23 protein-coding genes are annotated in these 25,125 nt (G+C 51.5%); 11 read left to right on the top strand and 12 right to left on the bottom strand.

The genetic code is table 11. The annotated features are described in order from the left end of the window. Window positions 1-8: 8 nt before the first annotated feature. Both NM686_RS17295 and NM686_RS17290 read left to right on the top strand, forming a co-directional pair. A complete protein-coding gene (locus NM686_RS17295; protein ID WP_255189098.1) occupies window positions 9-1,964 on the top strand; it encodes an alpha-amylase family glycosyl hydrolase in 1,956 nt (651 codons plus the stop codon). A 102-nt stretch (window positions 1,965-2,066) separates the two neighbouring features. Then, window positions 2,067-3,389 (top strand): L,D-transpeptidase family protein, encoded by a 1,323-nt coding sequence (locus tag NM686_RS17290; protein WP_255189097.1) that lies wholly within the window; start codon window positions 2,067-2,069, stop codon window positions 3,387-3,389. Between the two features lie 149 nt (window positions 3,390-3,538). Here the strand turns inward: NM686_RS17290 and rpsT are convergent, their stop codons facing one another. Then, the gene (gene rpsT / locus NM686_RS17285) at window positions 3,539-3,802 is read right to left on the bottom strand and encodes a 30S ribosomal protein S20 (protein ID WP_255189096.1); all 264 of its coding nucleotides are present in this window, start codon (window positions 3,800-3,802) and stop codon (window positions 3,539-3,541) included. A 94-nt stretch (window positions 3,803-3,896) separates the two neighbouring features. Between rpsT and NM686_RS17280 the strand changes: the two genes are divergently transcribed. The 4 genes from NM686_RS17280 (at window position 3,897) to NM686_RS17265 (ending at window position 6,657) form a co-directional block, all read left to right on the top strand. Continuing rightward, window positions 3,897-4,145, top strand: coding sequence for a hypothetical protein (locus tag NM686_RS17280; protein WP_255189095.1), 249 nt, complete (start codon window positions 3,897-3,899; stop codon window positions 4,143-4,145). 96 nt (window positions 4,146-4,241) lie between these two features. Continuing rightward, entirely contained in the window at window positions 4,242-5,069 is an 828-nt protein-coding gene (gene proC, locus NM686_RS17275; protein WP_255189094.1) for a pyrroline-5-carboxylate reductase, read from the top strand. Further along, window positions 5,069-5,644, top strand: a complete 576-nt coding sequence (locus tag NM686_RS17270) for a YggT family protein (protein WP_255189093.1) — start codon at window positions 5,069-5,071, stop codon at window positions 5,642-5,644. The genes proC and NM686_RS17270 overlap by 1 nt, the downstream gene beginning before the upstream one ends. An 11-nt stretch (window positions 5,645-5,655) precedes the next feature. Beyond that, on the top strand, window positions 5,656-6,657 hold the full coding sequence (locus NM686_RS17265) for a DUF4124 domain-containing protein (RefSeq protein WP_255189092.1): 1,002 nt from the start codon (window positions 5,656-5,658) through the stop codon (window positions 6,655-6,657). Here NM686_RS17265 and argB read toward each other — a convergent pair. Genes argB through coaBC form a run of 4 tightly spaced genes read right to left on the bottom strand, consistent with a single transcriptional unit; the run spans window position 6,640 to window position 11,847 of the window. Continuing rightward, window positions 6,640-7,533, bottom strand: a complete 894-nt coding sequence (argB, locus tag NM686_RS17260; RefSeq protein ID WP_269022986.1) for an acetylglutamate kinase — start codon at window positions 7,531-7,533, stop codon at window positions 6,640-6,642. The genes NM686_RS17265 and argB overlap by 18 nt on opposite strands. A 10-nt stretch (window positions 7,534-7,543) precedes the next feature. Continuing rightward, the gene (locus tag NM686_RS17255) at window positions 7,544-10,162 is read right to left on the bottom strand and encodes a phosphomannomutase/phosphoglucomutase (protein WP_255189090.1); all 2,619 of its coding nucleotides are present in this window, start codon (window positions 10,160-10,162) and stop codon (window positions 7,544-7,546) included. A 22-nt stretch (window positions 10,163-10,184) separates the two neighbouring features. Then, window positions 10,185-10,640, bottom strand: coding sequence for a dUTP diphosphatase (gene dut / locus NM686_RS17250; RefSeq protein ID WP_255189089.1), 456 nt, complete (start codon window positions 10,638-10,640; stop codon window positions 10,185-10,187). Continuing rightward, window positions 10,612-11,847, bottom strand: coding sequence for a bifunctional phosphopantothenoylcysteine decarboxylase/phosphopantothenate--cysteine ligase CoaBC (gene coaBC / locus NM686_RS17245; protein WP_255189088.1), 1,236 nt, complete (start codon window positions 11,845-11,847; stop codon window positions 10,612-10,614). Before coaBC ends, dut begins: the two co-directional genes overlap by 29 nt. Window positions 11,848-11,909: 62 nt before the next feature. Here coaBC and radC point away from each other — a divergent pair, with 62 nt between their 5' ends. The 3 genes from radC to NM686_RS17230 all read left to right on the top strand — a co-directional run bounded on the left by radC (window position 11,910) and on the right by NM686_RS17230 (window position 13,306). Next, window positions 11,910-12,584, top strand: a complete 675-nt coding sequence (gene radC / locus NM686_RS17240) for a RadC family protein (RefSeq protein WP_255189087.1) — start codon at window positions 11,910-11,912, stop codon at window positions 12,582-12,584. Window positions 12,585-12,878: 294 nt separating this feature from the next. Beyond that, window positions 12,879-13,112 (top strand): DUF1902 domain-containing protein, encoded by a 234-nt coding sequence (locus tag NM686_RS17235; RefSeq protein ID WP_255189086.1) that lies wholly within the window; start codon window positions 12,879-12,881, stop codon window positions 13,110-13,112. Continuing rightward, entirely contained in the window at window positions 13,112-13,306 is a 195-nt protein-coding gene (locus NM686_RS17230) for a type II toxin-antitoxin system HicA family toxin (RefSeq protein ID WP_255189085.1), read from the top strand. Before NM686_RS17235 ends, NM686_RS17230 begins: the two co-directional genes overlap by 1 nt. Window positions 13,307-13,639: 333 nt before the next feature. Here the strand turns inward: NM686_RS17230 and NM686_RS17225 are convergent, their stop codons facing one another. The 4 genes from NM686_RS17225 to NM686_RS17210 all read right to left on the bottom strand — a co-directional run bounded on the left by NM686_RS17225 (window position 13,640) and on the right by NM686_RS17210 (window position 19,612). Next, window positions 13,640-14,974: an IS1380 family transposase gene (locus tag NM686_RS17225; RefSeq protein WP_255188233.1), complete on the bottom strand. Its 1,335-nt coding sequence runs from the start codon at window positions 14,972-14,974 to the stop codon at window positions 13,640-13,642. Window positions 14,975-15,193: 219 nt separating this feature from the next. Further along, window positions 15,194-17,524 carry a sensor domain-containing diguanylate cyclase gene (locus NM686_RS17220; RefSeq protein WP_255189084.1) on the bottom strand — a complete coding sequence of 777 codons (2,331 nt, stop codon included), beginning with the start codon at window positions 17,522-17,524 and terminating at the stop codon, window positions 15,194-15,196. Between the two features lie 598 nt (window positions 17,525-18,122). After that, window positions 18,123-19,262, bottom strand: coding sequence for a succinyl-diaminopimelate desuccinylase (gene dapE, locus NM686_RS17215; RefSeq protein WP_255189083.1), 1,140 nt, complete (start codon window positions 19,260-19,262; stop codon window positions 18,123-18,125). Continuing rightward, complete coding sequence (locus NM686_RS17210) at window positions 19,259-19,612, bottom strand: ArsC family reductase (RefSeq protein ID WP_255189082.1); 354 nt, start codon at window positions 19,610-19,612, stop codon at window positions 19,259-19,261. The genes dapE and NM686_RS17210 overlap by 4 nt, the downstream gene beginning before the upstream one ends. Before the next feature lie 311 nt (window positions 19,613-19,923). Between NM686_RS17210 and NM686_RS17205 the strand changes: the two genes are divergently transcribed. Further along, window positions 19,924-20,805: a glycosyltransferase family 2 protein gene (locus NM686_RS17205; RefSeq protein WP_255189081.1), complete on the top strand. Its 882-nt coding sequence runs from the start codon at window positions 19,924-19,926 to the stop codon at window positions 20,803-20,805. After that, entirely contained in the window at window positions 20,802-21,959 is a 1,158-nt protein-coding gene (locus NM686_RS17200; protein ID WP_255189080.1) for a glycosyltransferase family 4 protein, read from the top strand. The genes NM686_RS17205 and NM686_RS17200 overlap by 4 nt, the downstream gene beginning before the upstream one ends. On the opposite strand, the gene NM686_RS17195 is transcribed toward NM686_RS17200, so the two are convergent. From NM686_RS17195 to NM686_RS17185, 3 genes are read right to left on the bottom strand one after another with little or no spacing between them, the layout of a single operon-like run. After that, complete coding sequence (locus NM686_RS17195; protein WP_255189079.1) at window positions 21,936-23,024, bottom strand: glycosyltransferase; 1,089 nt, start codon at window positions 23,022-23,024, stop codon at window positions 21,936-21,938. The two genes, NM686_RS17200 and NM686_RS17195, sit on opposite strands and share 24 nt — an antisense overlap. Beyond that, on the bottom strand, window positions 23,021-24,196 hold the full coding sequence (locus NM686_RS17190; protein WP_269021874.1) for a glycosyltransferase family 4 protein: 1,176 nt from the start codon (window positions 24,194-24,196) through the stop codon (window positions 23,021-23,023). The genes NM686_RS17195 and NM686_RS17190 overlap by 4 nt, the downstream gene beginning before the upstream one ends. Further along, complete coding sequence (locus tag NM686_RS17185) at window positions 24,193-25,122, bottom strand: NAD-dependent epimerase/dehydratase family protein (RefSeq protein ID WP_255189077.1); 930 nt, start codon at window positions 25,120-25,122, stop codon at window positions 24,193-24,195. Before NM686_RS17185 ends, NM686_RS17190 begins: the two co-directional genes overlap by 4 nt. Window positions 25,123-25,125: the final 3 nt, after the last annotated feature.

Below are 25,125 nucleotides of genomic sequence, written 5' to 3'. Positions count from 1 at the left end.
TTAATGTCATGTACGAACAGGTTTCCCATTCTTTACTGAACGTCATTCTGGATGATCTCAAACCGGAAATTCGTCGGCAGGATTTGCGCCACTTTTACACCCGACTGGGCGCCAATTTTTATGCGATTTATTCGTTGTTTTTTACCTTGTACGGGCACCGGGACGACTTTAACGCGCAAATGCTGCGGCTGGTGGAGACCATGGCCAAGGGCTATATCGATCGCTCAGCCGAATTGGAGCGCGTCGACATCGCGCGCGAACAGGATCATAACTGGTTTTTGTCGCAAAAATGGGTGGGCATGGCGCTGTACACCAACGGTTTTGCCGACAATCTGGCGGACCTTGCCGGCAAGACGCCGTATTTCCAGGAGTTGGGCGTTAATATGGTGCACATCATGCCGATTTTGCAGTGCCCGGCCGGCAAGAGTGATGGTGGTTACGCGATCAGCGATTTTCGCCAAATCGACGACAGACTGGGCAAGCTGGACGACCTGCGCCTGGTAGTCGAAGAGTTCAAAAAGCGCGATATTCTGTTGGTACTGGATATCGTGCTGAATCATACCTCGGACGAGCATGAATGGGCGCGGAGAGCCATCAATGGCGAACGCCGTTATCAGGATTACTACTTCGTTTTCGACAACCGGGAAATTCCCGACATGTTCGAACAAACCATGCCGCAAATCTTTCCGGAATCCGATCCAGGAAACTTTACCTGGAACGAGAAGATGCAGAAATGGGTAATGACAGTGTTTCACGATTATCAGTGGGATTTGAATTACAGTAATCCCGAAGTATTCATCGAAATGCTCGATATCATCCTGTTCTGGGCGAATCAGGGTGTCGATATCTTGCGACTAGATGCTGTTGCCTTTTTGTGGAAGAAAATCGGTAGCAGTTGCCAAAACGAGCGTAATGCCCATTTAATTCTGCAGCTGATGAAAGATTGCTGTCAGGTCACGGCGCCGGGTGTGCTGTTCATCGCTGAGGCAATCGTCGCCCCGGTCGAAGTGATCAAATATTTCGGCGAGGACGCCATCATCGCCAAGGAATGCGAAATCGCCTATAACGCCACGTTGATGGCCTTGTTGTGGGATGCCATTGCTACCCAGAGCGCCAAATTACTTTATCAGGGGCTCAAAAATATGCCGGCGAAACTGGAGCGCGCTACCTGGTTGAATTATGTGCGTTGCCATGACGACATCGGTTTTGGTTTCGATGATAACGATATTCGGGCCGCGGGCTACGATCCTTATGCACACCGGCAATTCCTGCTTGATTATTTCAGCGGCCAATTCGATGCGTCACCGGCCAGAGGCATGGTGTTCATGCGCAACGAAACCACCGGCGACGCGCGCATCAGTGGTTCTTTGGCTTCCCTGGCGGGGCTGGAGGCGGGGCAGGAAGCGAACGATCAGGCCTTGGTCGACGCGGCGATTAAAAAGATTCTGTTGTTGCACGGCTTGATTCTATCGTTCGGCGGTATTCCATTGCTTTACAACGGCGATGCGCTGGGGGTTGTCAACGACTATAGCTATCGCGACGAAGAGGGCAAGAGCGATGACAATCGTTGGATACATCGTCCGAAGATCAATTGGGAAAGGGCGGAATTGCGCAAAAAACAGGGTACTACCGAATATGCCTTGTTCAATGCGATGAAGAAAATGATCGCGATCCGTAAGGAAACTTCCGCGTTCGCCGATTTCAACAATCGCGAATTGCTTGATGTCGACAATCCGCATTTGTTGTGTTTCTTGAGATTCAATCATCAACGGCCCTCGGAACGCGTGTTGGTGGTCGCGAATTTCGATGCCAATCCGCAGTATCTTGATTTATATCTGCTCAGGAGTCGAGGCATAGATCCTTTCGGGCAATTCATCGATTTGTGCAGTGGCAGTAAGCCGACTCAATATGACCGCCGCATCGTATTGCAGGGGTTTCGCTTTTATTGGTTGACGGAAATCTGAAGACAGTAAAGCGATGATCCGAAAATTAGAGTTTGGTTAAAAGCAAAACATTTTGTCTAAAAGCGGCTATTTTTTACGTTTTACAATGTTTCGCATCCCATCATGGCTTTATCTTCAGATCATTTCAGTCGCCGCCGCTTCAAGCGGGGCTTGAGTTTACTCGCATTGAGCTTCTTCCTCGACGGTTGTCAGACCCTATCCTTCATCGCTCAGGAGCATCAGCCCTTGATCGTAACGACCGGCAAGGCCGAAAACGTCGAAAGCCACGATTTTGCGCTGAGCCAGGAACAGGCCGTGGTGGGGGCGCTGGCCACGATAGAAAGCCGGGATGACGATACCTTGTCCGACTTGGCGCGGCATTTCGGTTTGGGCTTTACCGATATTGCCATTGCCAATCCGCAGCTGGACCCGTGGGCCTTGAATGACAATCAAACGGTGCTGTTGCCGCTGCAATTCATATTGCCCGAAGCGCCCCGTAACGGCATCGTGTTGAATCTGGCCAATATGCGGATGTTTTATTACCCGAAAAATCAGCGCCAGGTGCGGACCTATCCGGTTGGTATCGGCCGCGATGGCTGGAATACACCACTGGGTGCGACTAAAATCGTCGCCAAAAGAGCCAAGCCGGCTTGGACCGTGCCGGAATCCATACAGCGCGAACATGAAGCCTTGGGTGAGCCGTTGCCTAAAGTCATGCCTTCCGGGCCAGATAACCCGCTGGGTGAATATGCCATGCCGCTGGGGTTTACCGGCTATCTGATCCATGGCACCAACAAGCCCTACGGCATAGGGATGCAAGTCAGTCACGGTTGCGTCCAGCTTTACCCGGAAGATGTCGAGACCTTGTTCGAGCAGGTCGATGTCGGTACGCCGGTGCGTATCGTGCACCAACCTTATCTGGCGGCCTGGGATCAGGATATGTTGTATTTGGAGGCGCATCAGCCATTGGGCAAATGGGCAAAGCAGGACAAGAGTCTGCAAAAAAAGGTGCGGGAAAAACTGGAAAAGCTGGCCGCGGAAAAAGGCGCTAGCGTGGATTGGCTGCGGGTCGATACGATCTTGAGCCGTGCCGATGGCATTCCGACCCCGGTGTTGCAGGGAGGTCCCGATCTGGCGCAATTGAGCGCCGAGGCGATCAGGATCGCCCATCCCGAACGTCTATATGGCCAACCAATCCCTAATGAATTGACCGAGCATGATTGGTCGATTCTGACGCCCACTTTTGATAACGAGGTCGAGGCGGAAAAGCTCGCCGCGATGCTGAATCACTTGGGGCCGCAAATCCCGGCTCGTAAAATCGAGAAAGACGGTGCGTTTCAGGTCGTTGCCGGGCCGTTCAAGAATAAAAAGGAAACCAACTCGGTCGCGAAACGCATCAAGAGCAGTTTCGATCTCGAAGTGACGCCGGTCAAGCCAAAAAAATGACTAACCGATAGAGGCAAGCCCATGAGCTTGCCTTCGGGCGGCTCCTGTCGGTAGGCTTTTGTCGTTCGTGCCAAGCCAATCGACGAGCATAAAAAAGGCCGATGCCATTACGGCATCAGCCTTTTAGGTATTTGTCGCCCGTTCAGCGATTACGCCATGGCGCGCAGTTTGTCGTTGAGTCTGCTTTTGCTGCGAGCGGCTTTGTTTTTGTGAATCACGCCTTTGTTGACGGCTGAGTCAATAACGGGTACGGCGGATTTGAACGCGGCTTGGGCTTGCTCTTTATCGCCAGCTCTGACGGCAGCGATGACTTTCTTGATGAAAGTGCGAAGGTTGCTGCGCTGTCCGGCATTGCGAATACGGCTTTTCTCTGCCTGACGCGCTCTTTTTTTAGCTTGTGGTGAATTAGCCATAAAGTATCAGTTCATTCGAGTGGATTAGAAACCGCACATTATCTTTTTGGATGCTATGATTGTCAACCTCTTTTAATGCGTCAGGAAAAGGGGCTTGAGCAGACAACTGTATTTGCTGTTCATCACACTGACGGTTTTCGCCGGGGGCGATCTTGAACGCGTGCGGCCGGTGTTTCTTAACCTCTGCATGATCGGGGCGGCCATCTGGTTTTCGCCATTGTTTGCCCAGCCCAGTTATCGCGCTGGCCAGGGGCTGAGTCTGGCGTTGCTGATAGGCCATGCTGCTTATATGGTCTGTTTGGAGTTAGCCGGCATTCGCCTCCGGCACCTGCTAGAACATTGAAACGGCACTTGAGATTTGCTCCAGCGCCTCCATAGTCATGTAGAATGCGTTTAACCTCACTAATCGATCATTGGATTTAAAAATTAACTACATGCTATGAACACAAGAACAATCGGTTTTATTGGTGGCGGCAACATGGCAACCAGCCTGATCAGCGGGCTCATCGCCAGTGGCCATTCACCGCAACAGATTTGGGTGTCGGATACCTCCGCGGATGCGCTGCAGGCCCATCGCGACAGGCTCAATGTCAACGTTTCGCCGGACAATGCCAAAATCGTGCAGGAAGTGGACGTGGTCGTGCTTGCGGTCAAACCGCAAATTTTGCGGGAAGTGGCGCTGGAAATTGCCCCGTTGATACGGCAAAAAAAATCCCTGGTGGTTTCGATTGCGGCCGGCATTTCCCAAACCAGCTTGGCTCTGTGGCTGGGTGGTGATGTCGCCATCGTGCGCTGCATGCCGAATACGCCGGCGTTGGTGCTAACCGGAGCGACCGCGCTGCATGCCAACGCCAATGTCGACGAAGAACAAAAAGATCAGGCCGAAAACATCTTGCGCGCGGTTGGGCTTGCGTTGTGGGTGGATGACGAAAGTCAGTTGGACGCCGTCACGGCGGTTTCCGGTAGTGGGCCGGCTTATTTCTTTTTGATGATGGAAGCGATGGAAAAAGCCGCCATCGAGATGGGTTTGAACGAACATACCGCCCGCTTGCTGGTACAGCAAACCGCTTTGGGTGCGGCCAAGATTGCGCTGGAATCTTCCGAGTCGCCGACCCAATTGCGCGAGCGGGTCACTTCGCCGGGCGGCACGACGCAAAAGGCTATCGAGACTTTCCAACAGCACGGCTTTTCCGAGTTGGTGGCCAAGGCCTTGCTGGCCGCCAAGGATCGTTCCGTAGAGATGTCCAAACAACTGGGAGCCAATTGATGGGTTCTAATTACATGACCGACCCGGTGGTGTTTTTGATAGACACCATGTTCTCACTGTACATCCTCGCGGTGATGTTGCGCTTTTTGCTGCAATGGACCCAGTCCGATTTTTACAACCCGATCTCGCAATTTCTGGTCAAGATCACGCATCCGCCCTTGCGCATGATGCGCCGCTTCATCCCGGCGGTCGGACGCATCGATTCTTCCTCATTGGTATTGGCTTTGTTGTTGCAGATAGTCGCCAATTTCGCGATTCTGGCCATCAAAGGTTTGACGATAAGCATCGTGGCATTGACGGTACTTTCCTTTACCGACTTGTTGAAAATGGTGATGGACATTTTCATCTATGCGATTTTTGCCGGCGCCATTTTGAGCTGGTTTGCGCAGGGCAGTTATAGCGGCGCGTCGTCGCTGCTTTATAGTTTGACCGACCCCTTGTTGAATGTCTGCCGCCGCTTGATACCGGATCTTGGCGGCATCGATTTGTCACCCCTGGTCGCGTTGGTTTTGCTGCAACTGGCAAAAATGATGATTTTGCCGCCGCTGCATGACTTGGCGAGCCTGTTAAGTTAATCCAAGCCGATATGCGCCTCAAATCCGGTTCGATTGCATTGTTGTTGGCGATCCCGCTGCTGTTGATTGGGACGACCGACAGTCATGCGAAAAAAAAACTATATCGTTGGGTCGATGAAGAGGGGAATGTCACATTTTCCGATCAGGTGCCGCCCGATCAAGTCCAGCACAAGCGTGAAACCCTGGACGAAAAGGCGCAGGTGCTGGACGTGGTCGAAAAAGCCAGATCACCCGAGGAACTGGCGAGACAAAAACGCCTGGAAGAGCTGCGTAAGGAACAGGAAAAAATCATCGCCAAACAGGCTGCCGCCGACAAAGTGCTGCTTGCCACGTATCGCAGTTTGGAGGACATGAATCGGGCCTTGGAAAATAAATTGGCCTTGTTGGACGGCAAGAAAAGAGTGATAGACGGTAACAAGCAGCGTTTCGAGCAGCAACTGCTGCAGCAACAGCAGCAAGCCGCCAATCACGAGCGTAACGCGCAAAAAGTACCGGAAAAATTGCTGCAGGACATCGCCGCAACCCGACAGCAAATAGCCATGACCGAGCAGGAATTGCAGCGCCATGAGAAAGAACGGCAAGCGGCCGAGCGCGAGTTTAGGGCCGATATGGCGCGTTTCGAATTCTTGACTCAAGCAAATACTGATGCCGATGCCAATCAAAGCAAATTGGCCGCCAGTAACGCCAATAATGAATTGGGTTTGTTTGTCTGCCAGGATGCTGCACAATGCGAAAAAGCCTGGAAGCACGCCGCCGAATATGTTTACAAATATGCGACCACGGGCCGGGACGTGGAATCGGACAAACTGGTCATGACGGCGGCGCCCGTCAATGATAATGATTTCAGCCTGTCGGCATCCAAATTGGAACAGGCCGGGATACAGCGTATTTTTCTGGATATTCGTTGCAAGGCGTCGAATATCGGCCAGGAATTGTGCGCCAGCGAAAAAGCCCAGGCCATACGCCGGGGCTTTTCCGCTTACCTGCAATCCCAGTTATCGTCTGAGCAATAAGGTACCGATACCCTGATCGGTAAACAGTTCCAATAAGACCGAATGCTCGATGCGTCCGTCGATGATATGGACGCTGGTGACGCCGCCTTTCAACGCGTCGGTGGCGCAGCGGGTCTTCGGAATCATGCCGCCCGAGATCGTGCCGTCGGCTATCAAATTGTCGATGTCGGTCAGGGTCAGTCCGGTCAACAAATTTCCTTCCTTGTCCAGAATGCCGGGGATATTGGTCAACAGCATCAATTTTTCCGCTTTCAAGACTTCCGCAACTTTACCCGCTACCAGATCGGCATTGATGTTGTAGGAATGGCCATCCTTGCCGACGCCTATCGGTGCGATCACCGGAATGAAATCGCTGCTGCCGAGCATTTCCACCACCGACGGATCGATGCTGCTGACTTCGCCGACATGGCCCAAATCGATGATTTCCGGCGCATCGGCCAGATTGGCGCCGGCCTTGGTAATGCTGATCTTGCGGGCATGGATGAAATTGCCGTCCTTGCCGGTCAAGCCGACGGCCTTGCCGCCGTGTTGATTGATCAGGTTGACGATTTCCTTGTTGACCAAGCCGCCCAACACCATTTCCACCACATCCATAGTTTCGGCATCCGTCACGCGCATGCCGTCGATGAACTCCGAGGTTTTGCCCAGTCTTTTCAGTAAATCGCCGATTTGCGGGCCGCCGCCGTGCACGACGATGGGATTGATGCCAACCAGCTTCATTAGCACGATGTCGCGGGCGAAACCGTGCTTGAGTTTGTCGTCTATCATCGCGTTACCGCCGTATTTGATCACGACGGTCTTGCCCTTGAATTTTTGAATATAGGGCAGGGCTTCGGTCAAAACATGGGCAATCTGGTGAGCGGTTTTTTCTTTCATCATGGGTCGGTTAAAAAGGCAGAGAGATATCGGGTTTGATCGCGAGCATCAAGGTCTTGAATTCGGTCTGAATGCGTTTCATGGCTTCGGCGCCATCGGCTTCGAAGCGTAGCTCCAATCCCGGCAAGGTCTTGGCGGCCCTGACCAGGCCCCAGCCATCCGGGAAGTTTGCGCGCAAGCCGTCGGTATTATCGATGTCGGCATTCGTGAATTGAGCCTGGCTGAACAGTTGTTCGATGAAGCGGATGCTTTCCCCGGCCGGCATCGATAGGCGGAATTCCGGCGTGGCGAGGCCGCCGGGCAGATCGGCGAAGATTTCGCGGCTGGCGCGCATGTCGGCGGACAGAATTTCTATCATCCGCACCGCGGCGTATAACGCGTCTGGAAAACCAAACCAGCGGTCGTTGAACAAAAAGTGGCCGCTGACGTCGCCGGCCAGCGCGGCACCGGTTTCCCGCAGACGCATCTGTAAAGGCGTGCGGCCGCTTTTCCAGGGCACAGGGTAACCGCCGCGTTTCTTGATTTGATCCGGCAAATGTTTGGAGCTGGCCGCATCGAAAATGATTTCGGCGCCGGGTTTGGAAGTCAAAACGTCACGCGCAAACAACATCAGCTGGCGATCGGCCCAGATGAGGTTGCCGCTGGAATCGACCAAGCCCAGTCTGTCGCCGTCGCCGTCAAAGGCGATGCCGACATCGGCGTTGTTGAGTTTGACGGCCTTGATCAGCGCTTCAAGATTGCCAGGGTTAGTGGGGGCTGCGGCATGGTTGGCGAATGCGCCATCGATGTCGCAATTCAGTTCCACGACATCGCAGCCTATGGTTTTCAACAACATCGGGCCGAACTGGCTGGTGGCGCCGTTCGCGCAATCGACCACGACCGTCATTGGTCTGACGATATGCACATCCTCGGAAATGATGCCGATGTATTCATTGCTGAACAGGGTATTTTGTTCGACAGCCCCTGGTTGATCCAGGCTGAAATCGTGGGTGTCGATACGGGTTTTCACGCGCTGGATTTGCTCCTTGGCGACCGGTTCGCCGTGCAGCACCAACTTCAAGCCGCTATAGTCCGCGGGCAAGTCGCTGCCGGTAACCATGACGCCCGTGCGGCCTTCGCTGTGGTGGCTGACGAAACAGAGCACCGGGGTCGGAACCAGGCCAATGTCCAGTACATCGCAACCGGTGGAAACGATGCCTTGAATCAATGCGTCCGCCAGGGCTTTGCTGGCGTTGCGGCCGTCACGGCCCACCACGATGGTTTTGACGTTCAGTTGCTTGGCTTCGCTGGCGAATGCCCGGCCGATATTGCCGAACAGTTCGGCATCCAAGCCTTGGCCAACGATACCGCTGATGACGTAGTCATGAAAAATGTTCGGACTCGAGACTGCTAACGAGGGCGAGGTTATCGCGGGGGGCGATGGGGGGACATCGAAGACGGGCAAGCTGGCCGTATTAGCAGTATCCATATCCCAGCTTTCCGGTGCTTGCGATTCGAAGGCCGGCTCGGGGTCAGTCTGTTCCAGCCAGTCATCCTCGGCCTCGTCGGAGGCGGGAGCCATTGGTTTAGCCGTGGCGAGGGGAGATTCACTTACGAGCGGTTGGGGGGTAACGGGGGCAGTATCCTCGAGAAAATCCAGGTCAAACGATTCCTCGAAAAAGTCGTCTTTTTCCGCGTCCTTGTCCCTGCCGGTCGAGATGTCGCCGTCCTGGCTAATCACCCGTTTGAACTGCGTCATCGCGGCGATGATGGGCTGCATTTCTTCCAGTTGCATCGGGTAGTTGCCGACATGCTTGCCTTGGATCATGTCCTTGGCGGCTTTCAGTATGCTACTTTGGTCTTGGCGAAAAAATTCGGTCAGTTTGCGGTAGCCCATGAAAAATGCCAGGCAGGCCAGCAAGGCCGGAATGGCGATGATGACGCTAAGGATCGTAATGTCACCCAGACTGGCGTTCACTTGAGTCCAGGTATCGATTTTCCAGCGTGTATTCGAGACAGGAATGGAAACGGGATCATCGCTTTTGACGGCGGGGTCGCCGATTGTGCCCAGAACCAGTTGGTCCTGTTTCAGCTCGACAAAGCCATTGACTAATTGGGTTTTAGCCAAAATTTGTGTGGGAAAGTCGGGGTCGACGCTGGCCAAGACCACGCCCACCACTTGCTGGCCATTCAGAACGACGCTGGTGATCGCCAGATGACGATCATCGGCTTCGCCTTGAATCACAGGTTTTGGGCTGCTCGTCAACGTCGCGCGGACCATTTCCAGGTCGCCAAAACCCATGTGCGGCATCTCGGTTTCATCGAGATCATTGACGTTGGGCAACAGCAGGCGCAATCTGAGGTTATGCGGGATAGTTGTTTGCAGTTTTGCCGCCGTGGCCTTGATGATTTCTGGATTGGCCGTGCTCAAGGCCGCAATCACCTCGGGCGACCGGGCCAGGCCGTCGACGCTTTTTTGCAGCATGTCGATTTGCAGGGAGACGCTGGTTGCCAGGTTATTGATGATCGAGTCGGCGGCGTCGCGTTTGGCGCTTTTGGCATCCGCCGCGGAAAACCAGTAGGTGCCGGCGCCTACCAGCATGATCATCAATGCCGATATCGCTGCGATGATGCCGAAAATACGTCCCATGCTTTGCTCTCCGCTGGTTGCCTCAATGTCGGCCGGAATGGCCGAAGCCGCCGCTGCCGCGGTGGGTTTCCTCGAATTCGGTTACGCATTCGAATTCTGCTTGCACCACGGGCACGAACACCATTTGGGCAATGCGCTCGCCGATTTCGATGGTAAACGCATTACTGCCACGATTCCAGCAGGATACGAACACTTGGCCTTGATAATCCGAATCGATCAAGCCCACCAGGTTGCCCAGCACGATGCCGTGTTTATGACCCAAGCCGGAACGCGGTAATATCACGGCCGCCAAATGCGGATCGGCGATATGAATTGCCAGGCCGGTCGGGATCAGCGTCGATTCGCCGGGTTGCAAGGTAATAGCCTGTTCCAGGCAAGCGCGAAGATCGAGACCAGCCGAGCCGTGCGTGGCGTAGCTCGGCAGCGCAATCTCGTTGCCTAATCTTGGATCAAGAAGCTTGAGTTGTATTTTTTTCATGAAATTTCTCGCTTATCAGCGTCAGCAGTTGTTCTGCCAGGTGGTGTTTGTCGGTCATCGGCAGGTGTTGACTGCCGCCGGACCAATAGACTTGCAAGGCATTGTTGTCGCTATCGAAGCCGCCTTCGTGTTGTCCGACCCAGTTGGCGGCGATCATGTCCAATTTCTTGCTGCGCAGCTTGCCGGTGGCATAATTTTCCAAATCGTCGGTTTCCGCTGCAAAGCCTACGACGAAGGGCCTGTTGGGTTGATCTGCTACCGCAGCGATGATGTCCGGATTTTTTTCCAGTGTAATGACGCCATGGTCGTGTTGCTTTTTGATCTTGCGCGCTTCGATCTGCGATGGTCTATAGTCGGCCACTGCGGCGGCACCGATATAAATATCACATTGCCCGCTTTGGCTGAGCACGGCATCGTACATTTGTTGAGCGGTTTCAACTTTTACTAGCTTGACGCCGCTAGGGGGCGGTAAATTAACCGGCCCGCTGATGAGGGTGACATTGGCGCCGACTCGCAATGCGGCTTCCGCCAGCGCATAACCCATCTTGCCGGAACTGCGGTTGCTGATGAAGCGGACGGGGTCCAAGGGCTCGCGGGTAGGCCCTGCGCTGATCACCACGCTGACGCCGGCTAATGTCGCCTGACCGGTTTGGGCAAGGATTTGCTCGCAAATCTGCTCGGGTTCGCTCATTCTGCCAAACCCCTGTTCGCCGCAAGCCTGTTCGCCGGCCGCGGGGCCGATGATGCTGACACCGTATTGACGCAAACGGGCGATATTGTCCTGCGTTGCGGCTTTATGCCACATGGCCTGATTCATCGCCGGGGCTATGTAAACAGGGCATTCCGCCGCCAGATACAAGGTCGAGAGCAAGTCGTCAGCCAGGCCGTGGGCCATTTTGGCCACGGTGTTGGCGCTGGCCGGCGCGATGATCAGTAAATCGGCCCAGCGCGCCAGATGAATATGACTCATTGTCTGCTCTTGGTTGGCATCGAACAGCTCGGTATGTACCGGATTGCCGCTCAAGGCCTGGAAGGTTAAGGGCGTCACGAATTGCCGGGCGGAAGCGGTCATGACGACCCGGACTTCGCAATGACGTTTACGCAGCAAGCGCACCAGTTCCGCCGATTTGTAAGCGGCAATGCCGCCGCAAACGCCTAATAAGATTCGCGTGTCGATGATTGCATCCCTTGATTCAAAATGGGGCAATTATGGCAAACTCGCCCCGATTCTTCTATGCTTAAAATCGTTTTAATGGACTGGAGCGACGTATGAGCATCAAGGATTGGCCCGCCGACGAGCGGCCGCGGGAAAAATTATTGCAACGCGGTGCGGCTGCGCTGACCGATGCCGAGTTATTAGCCATTTTTCTGCGCACCGGCATAGCGGGGAAAACGGCAGTGGATATGGCGCGCGAACTGCTCAGAGAGTACGGTTCCTTGCGCGGCTTGTTGGGCGCGGAACGCGAGCGATTTTGTCAGAGCCACGGCCTGGGCGACGCCAAATATGCCCAGCTGCAAGCGGTGCTGGAAATGGCCCGCCGGCATTTTTCCGAAATTCTGCAACGCGGTAATGCGTTGACCAGCCCCGATATTACCCGGGCCTATCTCAGTGTCCAGTTGCGAGGCTATAGCTACGAAGTATTCGCCTGCCTGTTTCTGGACAATCAACATCGGGTCATTCAATGGGAAGAATTATTCCGCGGCACGATAGACGGTGCCAGCGTCTATCCGCGCGAAGTGGCGAAAAGGGCCTTGTTTCATCATGCGGCGGCGGTAATCTTTGCCCATAATCATCCGTCCGGTATCAACGAACCCAGCCAGGCCGACCGGCAAATCACCGACAAACTGAAACAGGCGCTGGCTTTATTCGATATTCGCGTACTCGATCACTTTATCGTCGGCGATGGTCAGCCTTTTTCGTTTGCCGAGAATGGTTTGCTGTAGCGGACCGTCACAGACGTTTCTTTACAGGCTTAACTTTTCCGCATCCACTGAATGGGCGGAATATGGTTTTTTACGCGTGTTGAGCATGGGCAAGATGAACGACAAAGGGATTCGCGCCTGGATAAAAAATGACGTGCGTTTTGAGGCTAAAGACGATGGCGAGGGGCTAAAGCCCAATGTGATTATGTAATAATCAGACCGGGAAAACCCGGTTTTTTATGCCATTTTATGCAATTGCTTCACTCTGTCCTATTTGCTATGGTTGGAACCTTTCTACTAAAAACCAAAGCCGCCATGAATCAACCGTTAAAGATCAGCGCCCAATGGGATGAAGAAGCCCATGTGTGGGTAGCAACCAGTAATGACGTCGCCGGGCTGGCAATCGAGGCAAGTACCATTGACGGCTTGATAGAGCGGCTAAAAATCGTCATACCGGAATTGATGGCGTTGAACCACCAAGAGCTGACCGGGGATGAATTGCCGTTTATGCTGGATGGCTTTATGACAACCAGAACCCACGCGCATTGATGGGAGACTTTACCCCACTACTCAAAAAGGTTTTGAAAGCCCAGGGCTGCTACTTTGTTCGCCAAGGCAAAGGAGATCATGAAATCTGGTTCAGTCCAGTGTCGCAAAAGAACTTTGTCGTTGATGGCAAAATCAAGTCGAGACACACCGCAAACGCCGCGCTTCAACAAGCCGGTTTAGATAAGCAGTTTTAATTTTACAGGCCGGGGCAGCCCGGTTTTTTTATGTCCATTCCCAGGTAAGCCCACCTTTTGCGCGTACCCTATTTTCAATCAGAAAAATAATTTCTTTATAAAACACCTGAATCCGTGACTCCACATATTGCCAGACCTTTTATTCGTCATACTCTTCCAAAATTCGCTGAATTTAAAAGTGTGGTCCGGGCAATCGAGTTTAACGGCTAGAAATGCAGCGTATTATCTGGAATATTTTCCCTGCATGATTCAATTTGATGGACTTTAGGCGCAGGATTCCCAAGCCACTGTGAATTTGCGGCGTTGTGCTATCGATGGCAGAGCGATCAGTCGCTAGCCGGCGGCGAGTTTGGCGTAGGTGGATTCAAAAGCGATGAAACCGGGACAGCTCTGTGAAAAGCGCAGCTTCAGCCGGTGCCCGCTACGGATGAGTCGCGCGGCCAGATACATCAGTTCCTGGATCACGGTTTTGATACGCCGCCGCTTGGCAGGATGCCTGACCGGGCTTTGTTCGCCCAGCAAGCCGATCAGGCCTATCCAGCGCAGGATGTTGTAGCTATAGGCGCTGAGGCTCATGATCAGGTCGTTGGTGGCAAACTTGCCGGATGGCAGGCGCTCGATATCCAGATCGGTCTTGAATTCGCTGTGGAATTGTTCAGCGGTGGCATGGTCGCGATAGAGGGCAATAACCATGGCATCGTCGTAATCGGCCACCGGCAGACTGGTCCACCAGCCTTCGATTTCGATATCCGGTAGCACGAGGGCTTGGCCTTGAGCCGTGATGGTGCGCTCGGTGATTTGCATGACCCTGCGACAGGTATAGGTTTTACCGTTGCGAGTGTGTTGCTCCATGACACTGAACAAGGCCACGCGTTTGCCTTCGCGCGGTGTGGTCCACTGGCCGTGTTGTTCGGCGTAGGCCAGCCAGGCGTCGGCATCTTGTTTACGCGGGTTCCATTTGATGATGAAATCGACCTGATCGGCTTCGTGTAAGTCGATGCGATTGTCGAGCGCGTCGTGACCGCCATCCAGCCGGACCAACAAAGGCAAAGTCGTCAAACGTTTCGCGGCGGCGAGTCCGCGCTCCAGCGCATAGCGGAATTCGTATTGGCAATGCTGCTTGCCTTCGCGCAGTTCATTACCAATACACCAGCCCTCTTTACCCAGATAGAGGGCAATCGGGGCGTAGCCGTCAAAACCTTTGTAGGTTCGGGAGACGCCTTCTTTGCAGGTTTTTTCGTTGTTCATGGGGTAAACATCGATATCCAACGCGACATGGCCTGTGGCTAACGGCGTTACCGGCACCTGGGCGTGAGCCAGAAAATCGAGGTTGCTTTGATAAATGATCGGTAATAAGGCGTCGGCGTGTTCATCCAGTCGCTGTCTGAGGCGGGCGCTGGAGGGTACTTGATGAATGGCGAGCGCGGCTTTGAAATAGTCGTCGTCGCGATGGTTTTCGATGGCTTCGAAGTCGCTTTTGCCCAGGCTAAGGGTGCCTATATAGCTTTTGATAATATCGGCGTGAGCAATACCGTGCCGTAGCGGAATACCTTTTTCCAGCGCCTGATTGAGCTGGCCATATTGATTCAAACATAAACCGACCAAGGCTAATCCAGAATGGCTGGTATAAAATTCAGTTTCAGATTGCTCCAGGATAAACCGCTTCATGAATCACTCGCCGGGTGAATGGAAGAATAGCGGTATTATCCCAGAATAAGCGTTTTAAATCATTGCGTTGCGGCCGTGGATGGCCTTTTAAGTCACGGATTCAGGAAAACAGTTTGATAGTGGCTTAAGCCATTTTCGTTTGTCGAGCAAGGGCTGATTTGAGTTTTTTGCCGGCCACAGGATTGCGCCACGTGCATTGCTTCCTCAATGGTGAAGCCCTCAAGGCTCGACCGTGGGAAAAAATTCAAAGCGATTGCGGCCTTGTTGTTTGGCTTGATACATGGCCTGGTCCGCATGGCGCAACAGTGCGTCGGCGTCTTGATTATCCAAGGGATACAAGGTGACGCCGCCGCTGACGCCAATGGTGACGGATCGGCCGGCGATCTCGTAGGGTTGCACGATGGCTCGATGAATGCGATCGAGCAGCTGCGCGCAGTGAGGTTTGGATTCGATATCCCTCAGCAATAGCGCAAACTCATCCCCGCCCAAGCGCGAAACCGTGTCTTCTTCCCGCAGGCTGGCTTTGATGCGAGCCGCAACGCTTATCAACAATTGATCGCCGGCATCATGGCCCAAGTTGTCATTGACTTGCTTGAATCCGTCCAGATCCATGTAAACCACGCCCAATAGCGCTTTATTGCGTTTGCAATGCGCTAGTGCCTGGTTGAAACGGTCGGTGAACAGCACTCGGTTGGGTAGGCCCGTCAACGGGTCGTGATGGGCTAATTTTTTGAGTTGTTGCTGCTGAATTTTGGCTTGCGTGATGTCCGAGAACAAACCGACATAGTTGACGATTTCGCCGCTTTCATTGCGCATCGCTGAAATGGTCAGGCTGGCGATGTACAGTGGGCCGCTTTTCTTGCGATTACAAATTTCACCTTGCCAGTGGCCAGTCGTTTGCAAGGTTTGCCAAAGCTTTTGATAAAACGCCGCGTCATGGCGGCCCGATTGGAACATGCGGTGGTTTTGCCCTATCGTTTCTTCGCGCGCATAGCCCGTCAGGGCACAAAACGTCGGATTGACGTCGATGATGGTGCCGTTGGCATCGCTGATCGTAATGCCCTCTTGCGCTTCGGTGAAAACGCGGGCCGCGAGTTGCAGCTTGTTTTCGGCTTTTTTACGATCGGTGATATTGGTCAGGATGCAATGCACGATACTTTGGCCAGACTTGTTTTTCTGCATTCTGCCATCGAGAATCACTGTCAGCGCGTGCCCGGATTTTCTCAGCAGCGGCAGCTCCATTTCCAATACGCCAGCATGGTCCAGCATGTGAAGTTTTAATTCCAGCTCTTGTCGATTGTCCGGATTCATGAATTCGAATAATTTTTTGCCGCGCAGTTCTTCAACCGTGTAGCCGAGCAACGTGCAAGTTTGCGGGTTGAAACCAAGCATATAGCCCTGCAGGTCCAGCGCCGCATAAGCGACTGGCGCGTTTTCAAACAGGCGGCGGAATCTTCTTTCACTGGTTTCCAGTGACTTTGATAATTGCTGGGCAACCGAAGCATTGCGATGAGCGCTGATGTAGGCCAAGGTGATCAAAAACAGCAAGGCTCCGAGCAGGAATAGGGTCGTGATTTCTATCCACGGTTGAGTAAATTGGGTGGCACTGATGAATTCGGGCAACGCCGTGTAGCGCAAGGTCCAGAAATGTCCGCCCAAACTCAGGTGCAGCGTGCGGGTGATTGGCGCCGAGCCGTTGGATGGTCCCGATGGCAAGGGGTTTGGCTGGCTATCGTACAGCAAGCCGTCGCTGGAGAGCTTGTCGGCATCGAAAATTTCCAAGCGCAGGCCGAATAATTTTTTGCCCAGTATCGCGTCCAGTAAATCGACCATGCGATAGGGGTTATAGACCCAACCCACCAAGGCTTCACGGCGTTGTTCCACGGTTTGCGGGATTGAGCCATTACGGTAGACGGGGTAATAGGCCAGAATACCGGCTTGAACGTCGTCCTTGGTTTCTTGCAGCAGGATTACCTTTTCAGAGTAAGACAATTCGGCGTTGTCGCGTGCGCGCTCCATGGCCTTACGCCGCACCGGTTCGGTGTACATGTCATAGCCGAACGCGCGTAAGTTGCGGCCTGAAAAGGGTTCCAGATAGATGATGCTGGAATAATTTTCGCGCTCTCCAATGGGATTGACGACATAATCGGGAAAACCTTGCCGGCGCATGTCGGCGACATGCTGTCCTAGTTGCTGTCCGGGAATCCATTGAGAAAAACCCAGGCCTTGTACGCCGGGATGAGTCATATCCAGCCCCAAAATGCCGACGAATGTAGCCCAATCCTTGCGGGTGACGTTATCGCTGGCGGCAAACAGACCGGCTGCGCTGATCAGGGTATGGCCATGCAAGGCCATGCGTTCGCGAATGATGGTGGTGACACGGTCGGTTTCAAAATTGAAATGCTCGATCAAGCGTTGATGGTAACGAGCGTCGATTTGGCGTGCGACGATGAATATGGCGGCCAGCGATACCACTAATACGATGAATGCCGGGTAATAGGCCCAACAGCACATTCTTTCTGATTTCTGCTCAAGCCCTTTGTTTTTCATCGTCTATCCTGTTTGGCCATGTATCCTGAGCGTCCGCGGTTCAATGGTTACCGAGATTACAGCGTAGGTTGAGGAGATATCGGTTTACGTCTTTGTATTCTATCGCAATCACCCGGCAGGCAGAGTCAGGAACAGATGAAACTTTGTGAGCTTGGTTCGAGAAGCGATTTATGGAAAAGTTGTTCAGGATTTGAGCGCAACTAAACCTTCTCCAGCAGGGGGAGTGAACGGATTTACCTTTCATGCGACTGTCTCTAAAGGCGCGCAAGTCCTTATGAGTTGGTCGAAAATAATTTCCCGTTCCAGGTTCATCGTTCCCATGCTCCGCGTGGGAATGCAGCCTGAACCGCTCTGCGGTTCGGGACGTTAGAGCGTCCCTGACAGGTTCCGACGCGGAGCATGGGAACCATAAGCGGAAGTTATTTCTGACGAAATCCTTAGTGGAAAAACTAAAGCTCGTTCATCCCATTCACCACTCGGGAGTGCAATAGTTTTAGCTATTGCCGAATAGCGCCAATTTTATGCTTCCCCGGCGAAAGCCTTGTTCGGTAGGGTGGCCAGCGGGATTTTGCCATGCTGGCCGTCAGCAAGCTTAGTTTTAAGCGTGACCCTGAGCCAACAAATTGACCAGGATCTGCTGGTAGATATTGCTCAAGGTTTCCAGGTCATCCAGGCTGATGTGCTCGTTGACCTTATGGATGCTGGCATTCAGCGGGCCCAGTTCGATCACTTGCGCGCCAGTCGGAGCGATGAAGCGGCCGTCCGAGGTGCCGCCGCCGGTATCGTCTTGGGTGTCGAAACCGCAGACAGTTTTGATCGCGGCGTGGGTGGCCTCGATCAGTTCGCCTTGCGAAGTCAGGAACGGATTGCCGGACAAGCGCCACTGCAAATCATATCTAAAGCCGTATTTATCCAGAATGGCCTGGGTACGGGCCTTGATGGTGGCTTCGTCCAGTTCGGTGCAGAAACGTAAATTGAATTGCACCTCGACTTGACCCGGAATGATGTTCTCCGCGCCGGTGCCGCCGTTGATATTGGAAACTTGCAAGCGGGTCGGCGGGAAAAAGGCGTTGCCGTGATCCCAGACCTCCTCGGTTAGCTCTTTTAAAGCTGGCGCCAAGGTATGAATCGGATTTTCCGCCAGTTCCGGGTAGGCGACATGGCCTTGAATGCCGAAAACAGTCAGCTTGGCACACAGTGAGCCGCGGCGGCCGACCCGAATCACATCGCCGATTTGCTTGTCGCTGGAAGGCTCACCGACCAGGCACCAATCGATTTTTTCCTGCCGTTGTTCCAGGACTTCCACGACTTTGACCACGCCGTGGGTGGCGATGCCTTCTTCGTCGCTGGTCATCAGGATCGCAATCGAACCTTTGTGTTCCGGATGCGCCGTGACGAAACGCTCGACGGCGGTGACAAAGGCCGCGATGCCGCCCTTCATGTCCGCCGCGCCGCGGCCATAGAGCTGGCCATCGCGTATCGTCGGCTGGAACGGTGGCGAATCCCATTTGTCTAGCGGGCCGGGCGGCACCACGTCGGTGTGGCCGAGAAACACGAATAACGGTCCTTGTTGGCCGCGCCGCAGCCATTGGTTTTGCGTATCGTCGAAATTCAGGCGTTCGTCGATAAAGCCAAGTTTGACCAGTCTTTCAGCCAGTATGTCCTGGCAACCGAGGTCGTTGGGGGTGACCGATTCGCGCTGAATCAGCTCTTTCAGTAATTCTAAAGTTTCGCTCATAGGATTGCGGAATAATGCTCGGGATTGAAGCCAACGTAAAATTGGTCGTCTAACGCAAGGATGGGCCGTTTGATTAGGGTAGGGATTTCCAGCATCAGTTGCAGGGCTTTTTCGGGCGATAAATCACTTTTTCGTTCGTCGCTCAGTTGACGCCAGCTACTGCTACGCTGGTTCAGCACGGCATCGAGACCCAGTTTGTCGATGAATCGTTGCAATAAGGCGGGTTCGAGACCATCGACTCTGTAATCATGGAAGGTATAAGCAATTTGTCTTGCATCCAGCCAGGTGCGAGCCTTCTTGACACTGTCGCAGTTTTTGATGCCGTAGAGGACTATGTTGTGAGATAGCATGATCAAGGTGGTTTGGATTTGGAGCCAATCAGAATGTAACTGCGGGTATTATAGCGCGAGGCCTTTAGGCATGGCTTTATAAACAAGTTCGTCAGTCATAATGGATTCGCTTCGCTGTCTGCGGCTAGCTTCGTGTTCTAATGGGTCCCGATATTTGGGCAACTGGGATGCGGGCAAGACACCATTCTTTGCGACCGCGTTAAATTACCGACTTTGAGTGTTTGTCTTGTTTGGAGACGCGGTTTTATTCGGCTAGACTTCTCGGTTCGAACATTTCTTTTGATATTTTTTTTGCATATTGGCCCAATGACGTGACTTCAAAAAAACAGCTCAGTATCGTTCTTCCGGCAAAAAATGAGGCCGCTAATTTACGCAATCTTCTGGAACGGATAAGAATCGTTGTACCCAATGCGGAAATCCTGGTGGTCGACGACGGCTCTACCGATGATACGGCTCGAGTGGCGAAAGATGCGGGAGCTCGCGTTGTCAGACACCCTTACAACCAAGGCAACGGTGCTTCGATCAAGACCGGGGCCCGAAATGCCAAAGGCGACATATTGGTTTTCATGGATGCAGACGGCCAGCATGACCCGGAAGACATTCCGGTATTGTTGGACAAATTGGAGAAGGGTTACGACATGGTCGTGGGTGCCCGGCATGTCAGCACGCAAGCCTCATGGCTCAGGAAAATTGGCAATAATTTTTACAATCGCTTGGCTTCCGTGATGACGGGGCATCGAATCGAAGATTTGACCAGCGGATATCGCGCGGTGCGGGCGGATAAATTTCGGAAGTTTCTTTATCTATTGCCAAACGGTTTTTCCTATCCCACCACCAGTACCATGGCGTTTTTTCGCTCGGGTTTTCCGGTGGCTTATGTACCCATACAAGCCGGAAAGAGAGTGGGTAAAAGCCATATCAGGTTATTTAGAGACGGCGTGCGTTTTTTTATCATCATTCTCAGGATAGGCTCATTGTTTTCACCGATGCGCTTATTTTTGCCAATCAGCGCGGCGATTTTTATTGCAGGTATTTCATACTATGCCTACACGTTTAGTACTAGCGGGCGCTTTACCAATATGAGTGCTCTGTTAATACTGGCTTCCTTGATCATTTTTTTAATCGGGATTCTTTCCGAGCAAATTTCGTCGTTGCATTATCGATCCGCCGAGGAAGATAGGCGGCAACAATGAAAAAAATACTGCTATTGACGCGGAATTTTCCGCCGTTGACTGGTGGTATGGAGCGGCTCAATCATCATTTGTATCTGGAATTAAAAAAGCATTTTGATGTTTTAGTTGCCGGGCCATGCGGTAGTCATGCCTATCTTGATTCCGATACGTTGTTCTGCGAATTTTCTTACAAACCGCTATACGCTTTTTTGTGGTCTTCTTTCTGGAAAACACTGAAGTTTTGTAATCAATATAAGCCAGATTTAATTATTGCGGGTAGCGGCGCGACAGCGCTGTCAGCGAGATTATTAGGCTATATTTTTAACATTCCAGTCATAACCTTTGTGCATGGTTTAGATTTGGTTCTGCCTAATCGGCTTTATCAGATGTCATTTTTGCCTGCTATACGCGCTTCCGATGCAATTTGGGTTAATAGTGATAACACTAAAAAACTAGCGATTAATCAGCGAATAAAGCCGGAAAAAATTCAAATCGTTTATCCCGGCGTAACAATTCCAGAAATGGCTACAACGTCGAATTCGGCGAATGGATTCAAAACTAAATTAGGCCTTACCGAAGACTATAAAATTCTGCTTAGCGTTGGACGATTAACCGAACGTAAAGGCTTGCCGGAGTTTATCCGCAATTGCCTTCCGAGAATCGTTAAAGATTACCCGCGCTGTGTATTGGTCATCATAGGCAATGAACCGAATAATGCTTTGCATCATAAAGTCGGCATAAAAGAACGAATCCAAGAGACTATCCAGGAATTAGGGCTGACGGATCATGTGCGGCTGTTAGGCCATGTTGACGAAGCTGAACTGGCAGAGTCTTATCAAGACAGCCATTTACATATCTTTCCGGGACTTGATCTTCCAGGTGATGTCGAGGGTTTTGGTATGGTGGCGATAGAGGCTGCCGCACACGGTCTTCCTACCGTCGCTTTCGCCGTCGGAGGTGTAGCGGAGGCGGTTAGTCATAATCAGTCCGGCTGGCTGATCGAGGCAGGTGACTATGATGGGATGATTCAGACAATACTGAGTCGCATGAATGATGACGATAATGCCCAAAAAACAGTAAATACAGAAAGTTGCAAAGATCACGCTGAAGATTATTCCTGGGATTTATTCGGTGCACGGATATTTGTGATTTTAAACGAACTCTTGCTCAAGTAATACATTTAGAATTGATGCCGAGTATTCCCAATCATAATTGCTTGAAGAGTATTCTTTCGTTTTCCATGACAATGCATTTTTAATACATTTAGCTATGTCGGCTGGATTATTGGGATCAGCTAAACATTCTGGATAATCCTTCAATATCCAACTCGTACTTTTAGTACGGGAGGCAACTACTGGCCTACGGCAGCGCATAGCTTCGTATAGCTTTACTGGATAGCTAAAATTGCCAAATACTGAATCGCGATTTATGACCAGAAAAACATCTAAAGCATTGAGTAATAGAGGCATCCGTTCATCTGGCAAATAACCAAGTGAAATTATTGCATTCTGAATATTGTACGGAATATCGATGCCGTGTTCGCGTTTCCCAGAGATAACAAGTTTAGCGTTTGGAAAATCTTCCAGTAAATGTTCCAAAGCTTGAAACATCGTGCCCAGCCCTCGATTTTTATATAAAGATCCACAATACCCAATTAGTGGCACATTGCTGGGTAAATCAAGTTGTTTTCGAAGATTATTGTCAGAAATAGGTTGAAATATTGGATCAGCAGCCATTGGAATGACTGTTGCTGGTTTTTTTTCTCGGCCTTTACTCATCAACATTGCCAATTCCGGCCCGGCGGCCGTTAAAGCAGTGCTCCTCTTCAACGCAAAACGCCAAATCCAATGCAAAGGTTTGGCCCAGGGAATATAGCTTTCGTAGTTATCATAGGCGTCGATCAGCGAATTAATTCCAAGTGATCTGGAAATTCGCTCCGCCCAAATTCCATACCATATGTCGGAGAAGCCAATGATCCAGTCGGGGCGAAATGTCCTGGTAATTTGATTGACTTGAATTAAATACTTAGCTGGTCCCCAAGGATGCGCGGAAATAGTATGGAATGTAAGTTTTTTTTCGTGACGGATACTTTCCGGATCGTTTTTGTAACTTAAAAGCAGGATATATCCCTCATGGCCGTATTCAGATAATATCTTGGGAAGATAATAAAAACGCCCGAAGGGTTGAGTGAAAATGTCTCTGCCTTGAGGGCGACGTTTGCATAGGAAGAGCAGTTTCATGTGTTTTCCGGGGGCTCTAAAGATAGAATTTTCTTCGCTATTTTGATGTATTGACTGGAGAATCGTTCGGCTGAGGTTTCATAAGCATCCCAGCCTTGTATCCATCTCGTTTGTTCACGGGGCGTGCTGTATTCGTCCTTGACTCGGTGCATTGCCTGTGCGAGCTCATCCGGTTCCAACGGCGAAAAGAAGATGGCATCTAGCGGATTTTGTTCGCGATGAACGGGAATGTCAGATAACAAGAGACGTTTGCCGAGGTATTTGGCTTCTTCTACCGTCGTGCTCCAACCTTCAAAAAGCGACGGATTGATCACACATAGAGAATGGAGCATCAAACCCAGCAAATCCTTTCGCGGTATAACGCCTAAAATCTTGAACCTATCGTTCAAAGAATATCGGTCTATGCGTTCCAGAATGTCTTGTATGTGATTATTGCTTCGTGAGTCGGATAAAATGCCGGTAGCGACCACTTGAAATGTGCTCGGTAACCGACGTAACGCTTCGACGACTATACTATGATTTTTATGTTGCCAAAACTGGTTTGGGAGAAAGAAATAGTCTCCAAAAAATTTATATTTAAGCGATAGTTCATGACGTGTTGGCAGGTTATTTTTGTCATCGAGTAACGGTGCAAATTGTAGAACGTGTATCCGGGTAGACGTTAACTCTGGAAAAAATTGGCGGAAATCTTTAGCGGCGCTATTGCTGCTGAATAGAATATCGCCGGCTTTGCTAGATAGTCGTATATTTCTATCTCGCCTAGCGCGCTCGTACCTGGAAAAATACTCGGGGAAATAACAATGCTGAAAATCTTGCATCCAGAATAGCGTCGGGCATGCGTTCAACACATTTACAGGAGAATGAGTTATTAAATCGATGCCTGATTTTTTAGCATAACGGTAAAGCAAAGGATTGATCAAGCCGCTCGTTTTGATGACCCCGTTCAAGAGATAATCAAACCTGCCGAACGAATCCAGCCAAGGCGCGTCGATAATGTTCACACTAGCGTCGTTGTGAAAGCCAAATGCCTCACTTTGATTGGTCAATATAATTACCGAGAATTCATTGGGAACAGGATATTTGCGCAAAGCGCTTACCAGGCTTCGGAAGTAACTTACTCCTCCTAGCCAGTTATTCCCGCGTAAGTAGGCAGATATTGCAATTCGCGTCATTGTTGGATCGATCTAAACCAGTTCACATAGTGTTGTAATCCCTTGTCAAGCGGTGTTTTAAAATAGCTAGAGTAAGGGGTCTGTTCCATTGGGTCGGCACTTAGGTCGCAAGGGTCGCCTGCTTTATTCACGTTAACGAATGTCGGACTTTGCCAAATACCGAAAGCTGTATAGAGCTTCCGCAATATGTTGGCTACCGATACCGGAATCCCGGTTCCGATGTTCAAAATAGTTGGAAAGCGTTCAGGATACAGTGAAATATCAACCAAAAGCGACACCAGATCATCGACAAAAATCCAGTCTCTCATCTCGTTTCCTGTTCCGAAAAAACTATAGTGGCCTAATTGGGCCTTGTTTAAGGCGTCCCATAAAAGCTGCTTCTTTAAGCCAGGGCCGTAAATTGAAAATGGTCGAACAATAACCGCGTCCAGTCGATTGCGAATTAGCTCAAACAAAATTAATTCTTCCGAAATTTTCTTGTGCAGACCATAGGGTGATAGCGGTAGTAATTGACTTTGAGTGGGAGTAGCAATCGACGACGATTCGCCATAAACAGCGGCACTCGAAATATATACGAGGCGGCTTCTTGGCCAGTTTGTTCTAAGTTTATCTAATAAATCGACTAGAGATGGGATGCTCAGCTTGAAATCCTTTGTTGGATTTTCGATTGATGCGCCGACCGAAGCGCTTCCCGCCGCGAACAGAATCACATCAGGAGTAGGGCATTGGTTTAACATGTTGCTATCGATTAATCCATCAAAGATCATCATGTTTGATGAATAATATTTTTGGGCTACTCCATGACCGGCAAGCGCAAGATGGGTAAACTCATTGCCCGCATTAAGGCGTTGTACTAGGTGGCTACCGATAAAGCCGGCTGCGCCTAATATGAGTGCCCTTTTAGATGGATTGTCCTTAGTATGCAAAAG

It is taken from the genome of Methylomonas rapida, assembly GCF_024360925.2.
GTDB classification, from domain to species: Bacteria; Pseudomonadota; Gammaproteobacteria; order Methylococcales; family Methylomonadaceae; genus Methylomonas; species Methylomonas rapida.
This window is presented reverse-complemented; position numbering and strand designations above follow the sequence as displayed.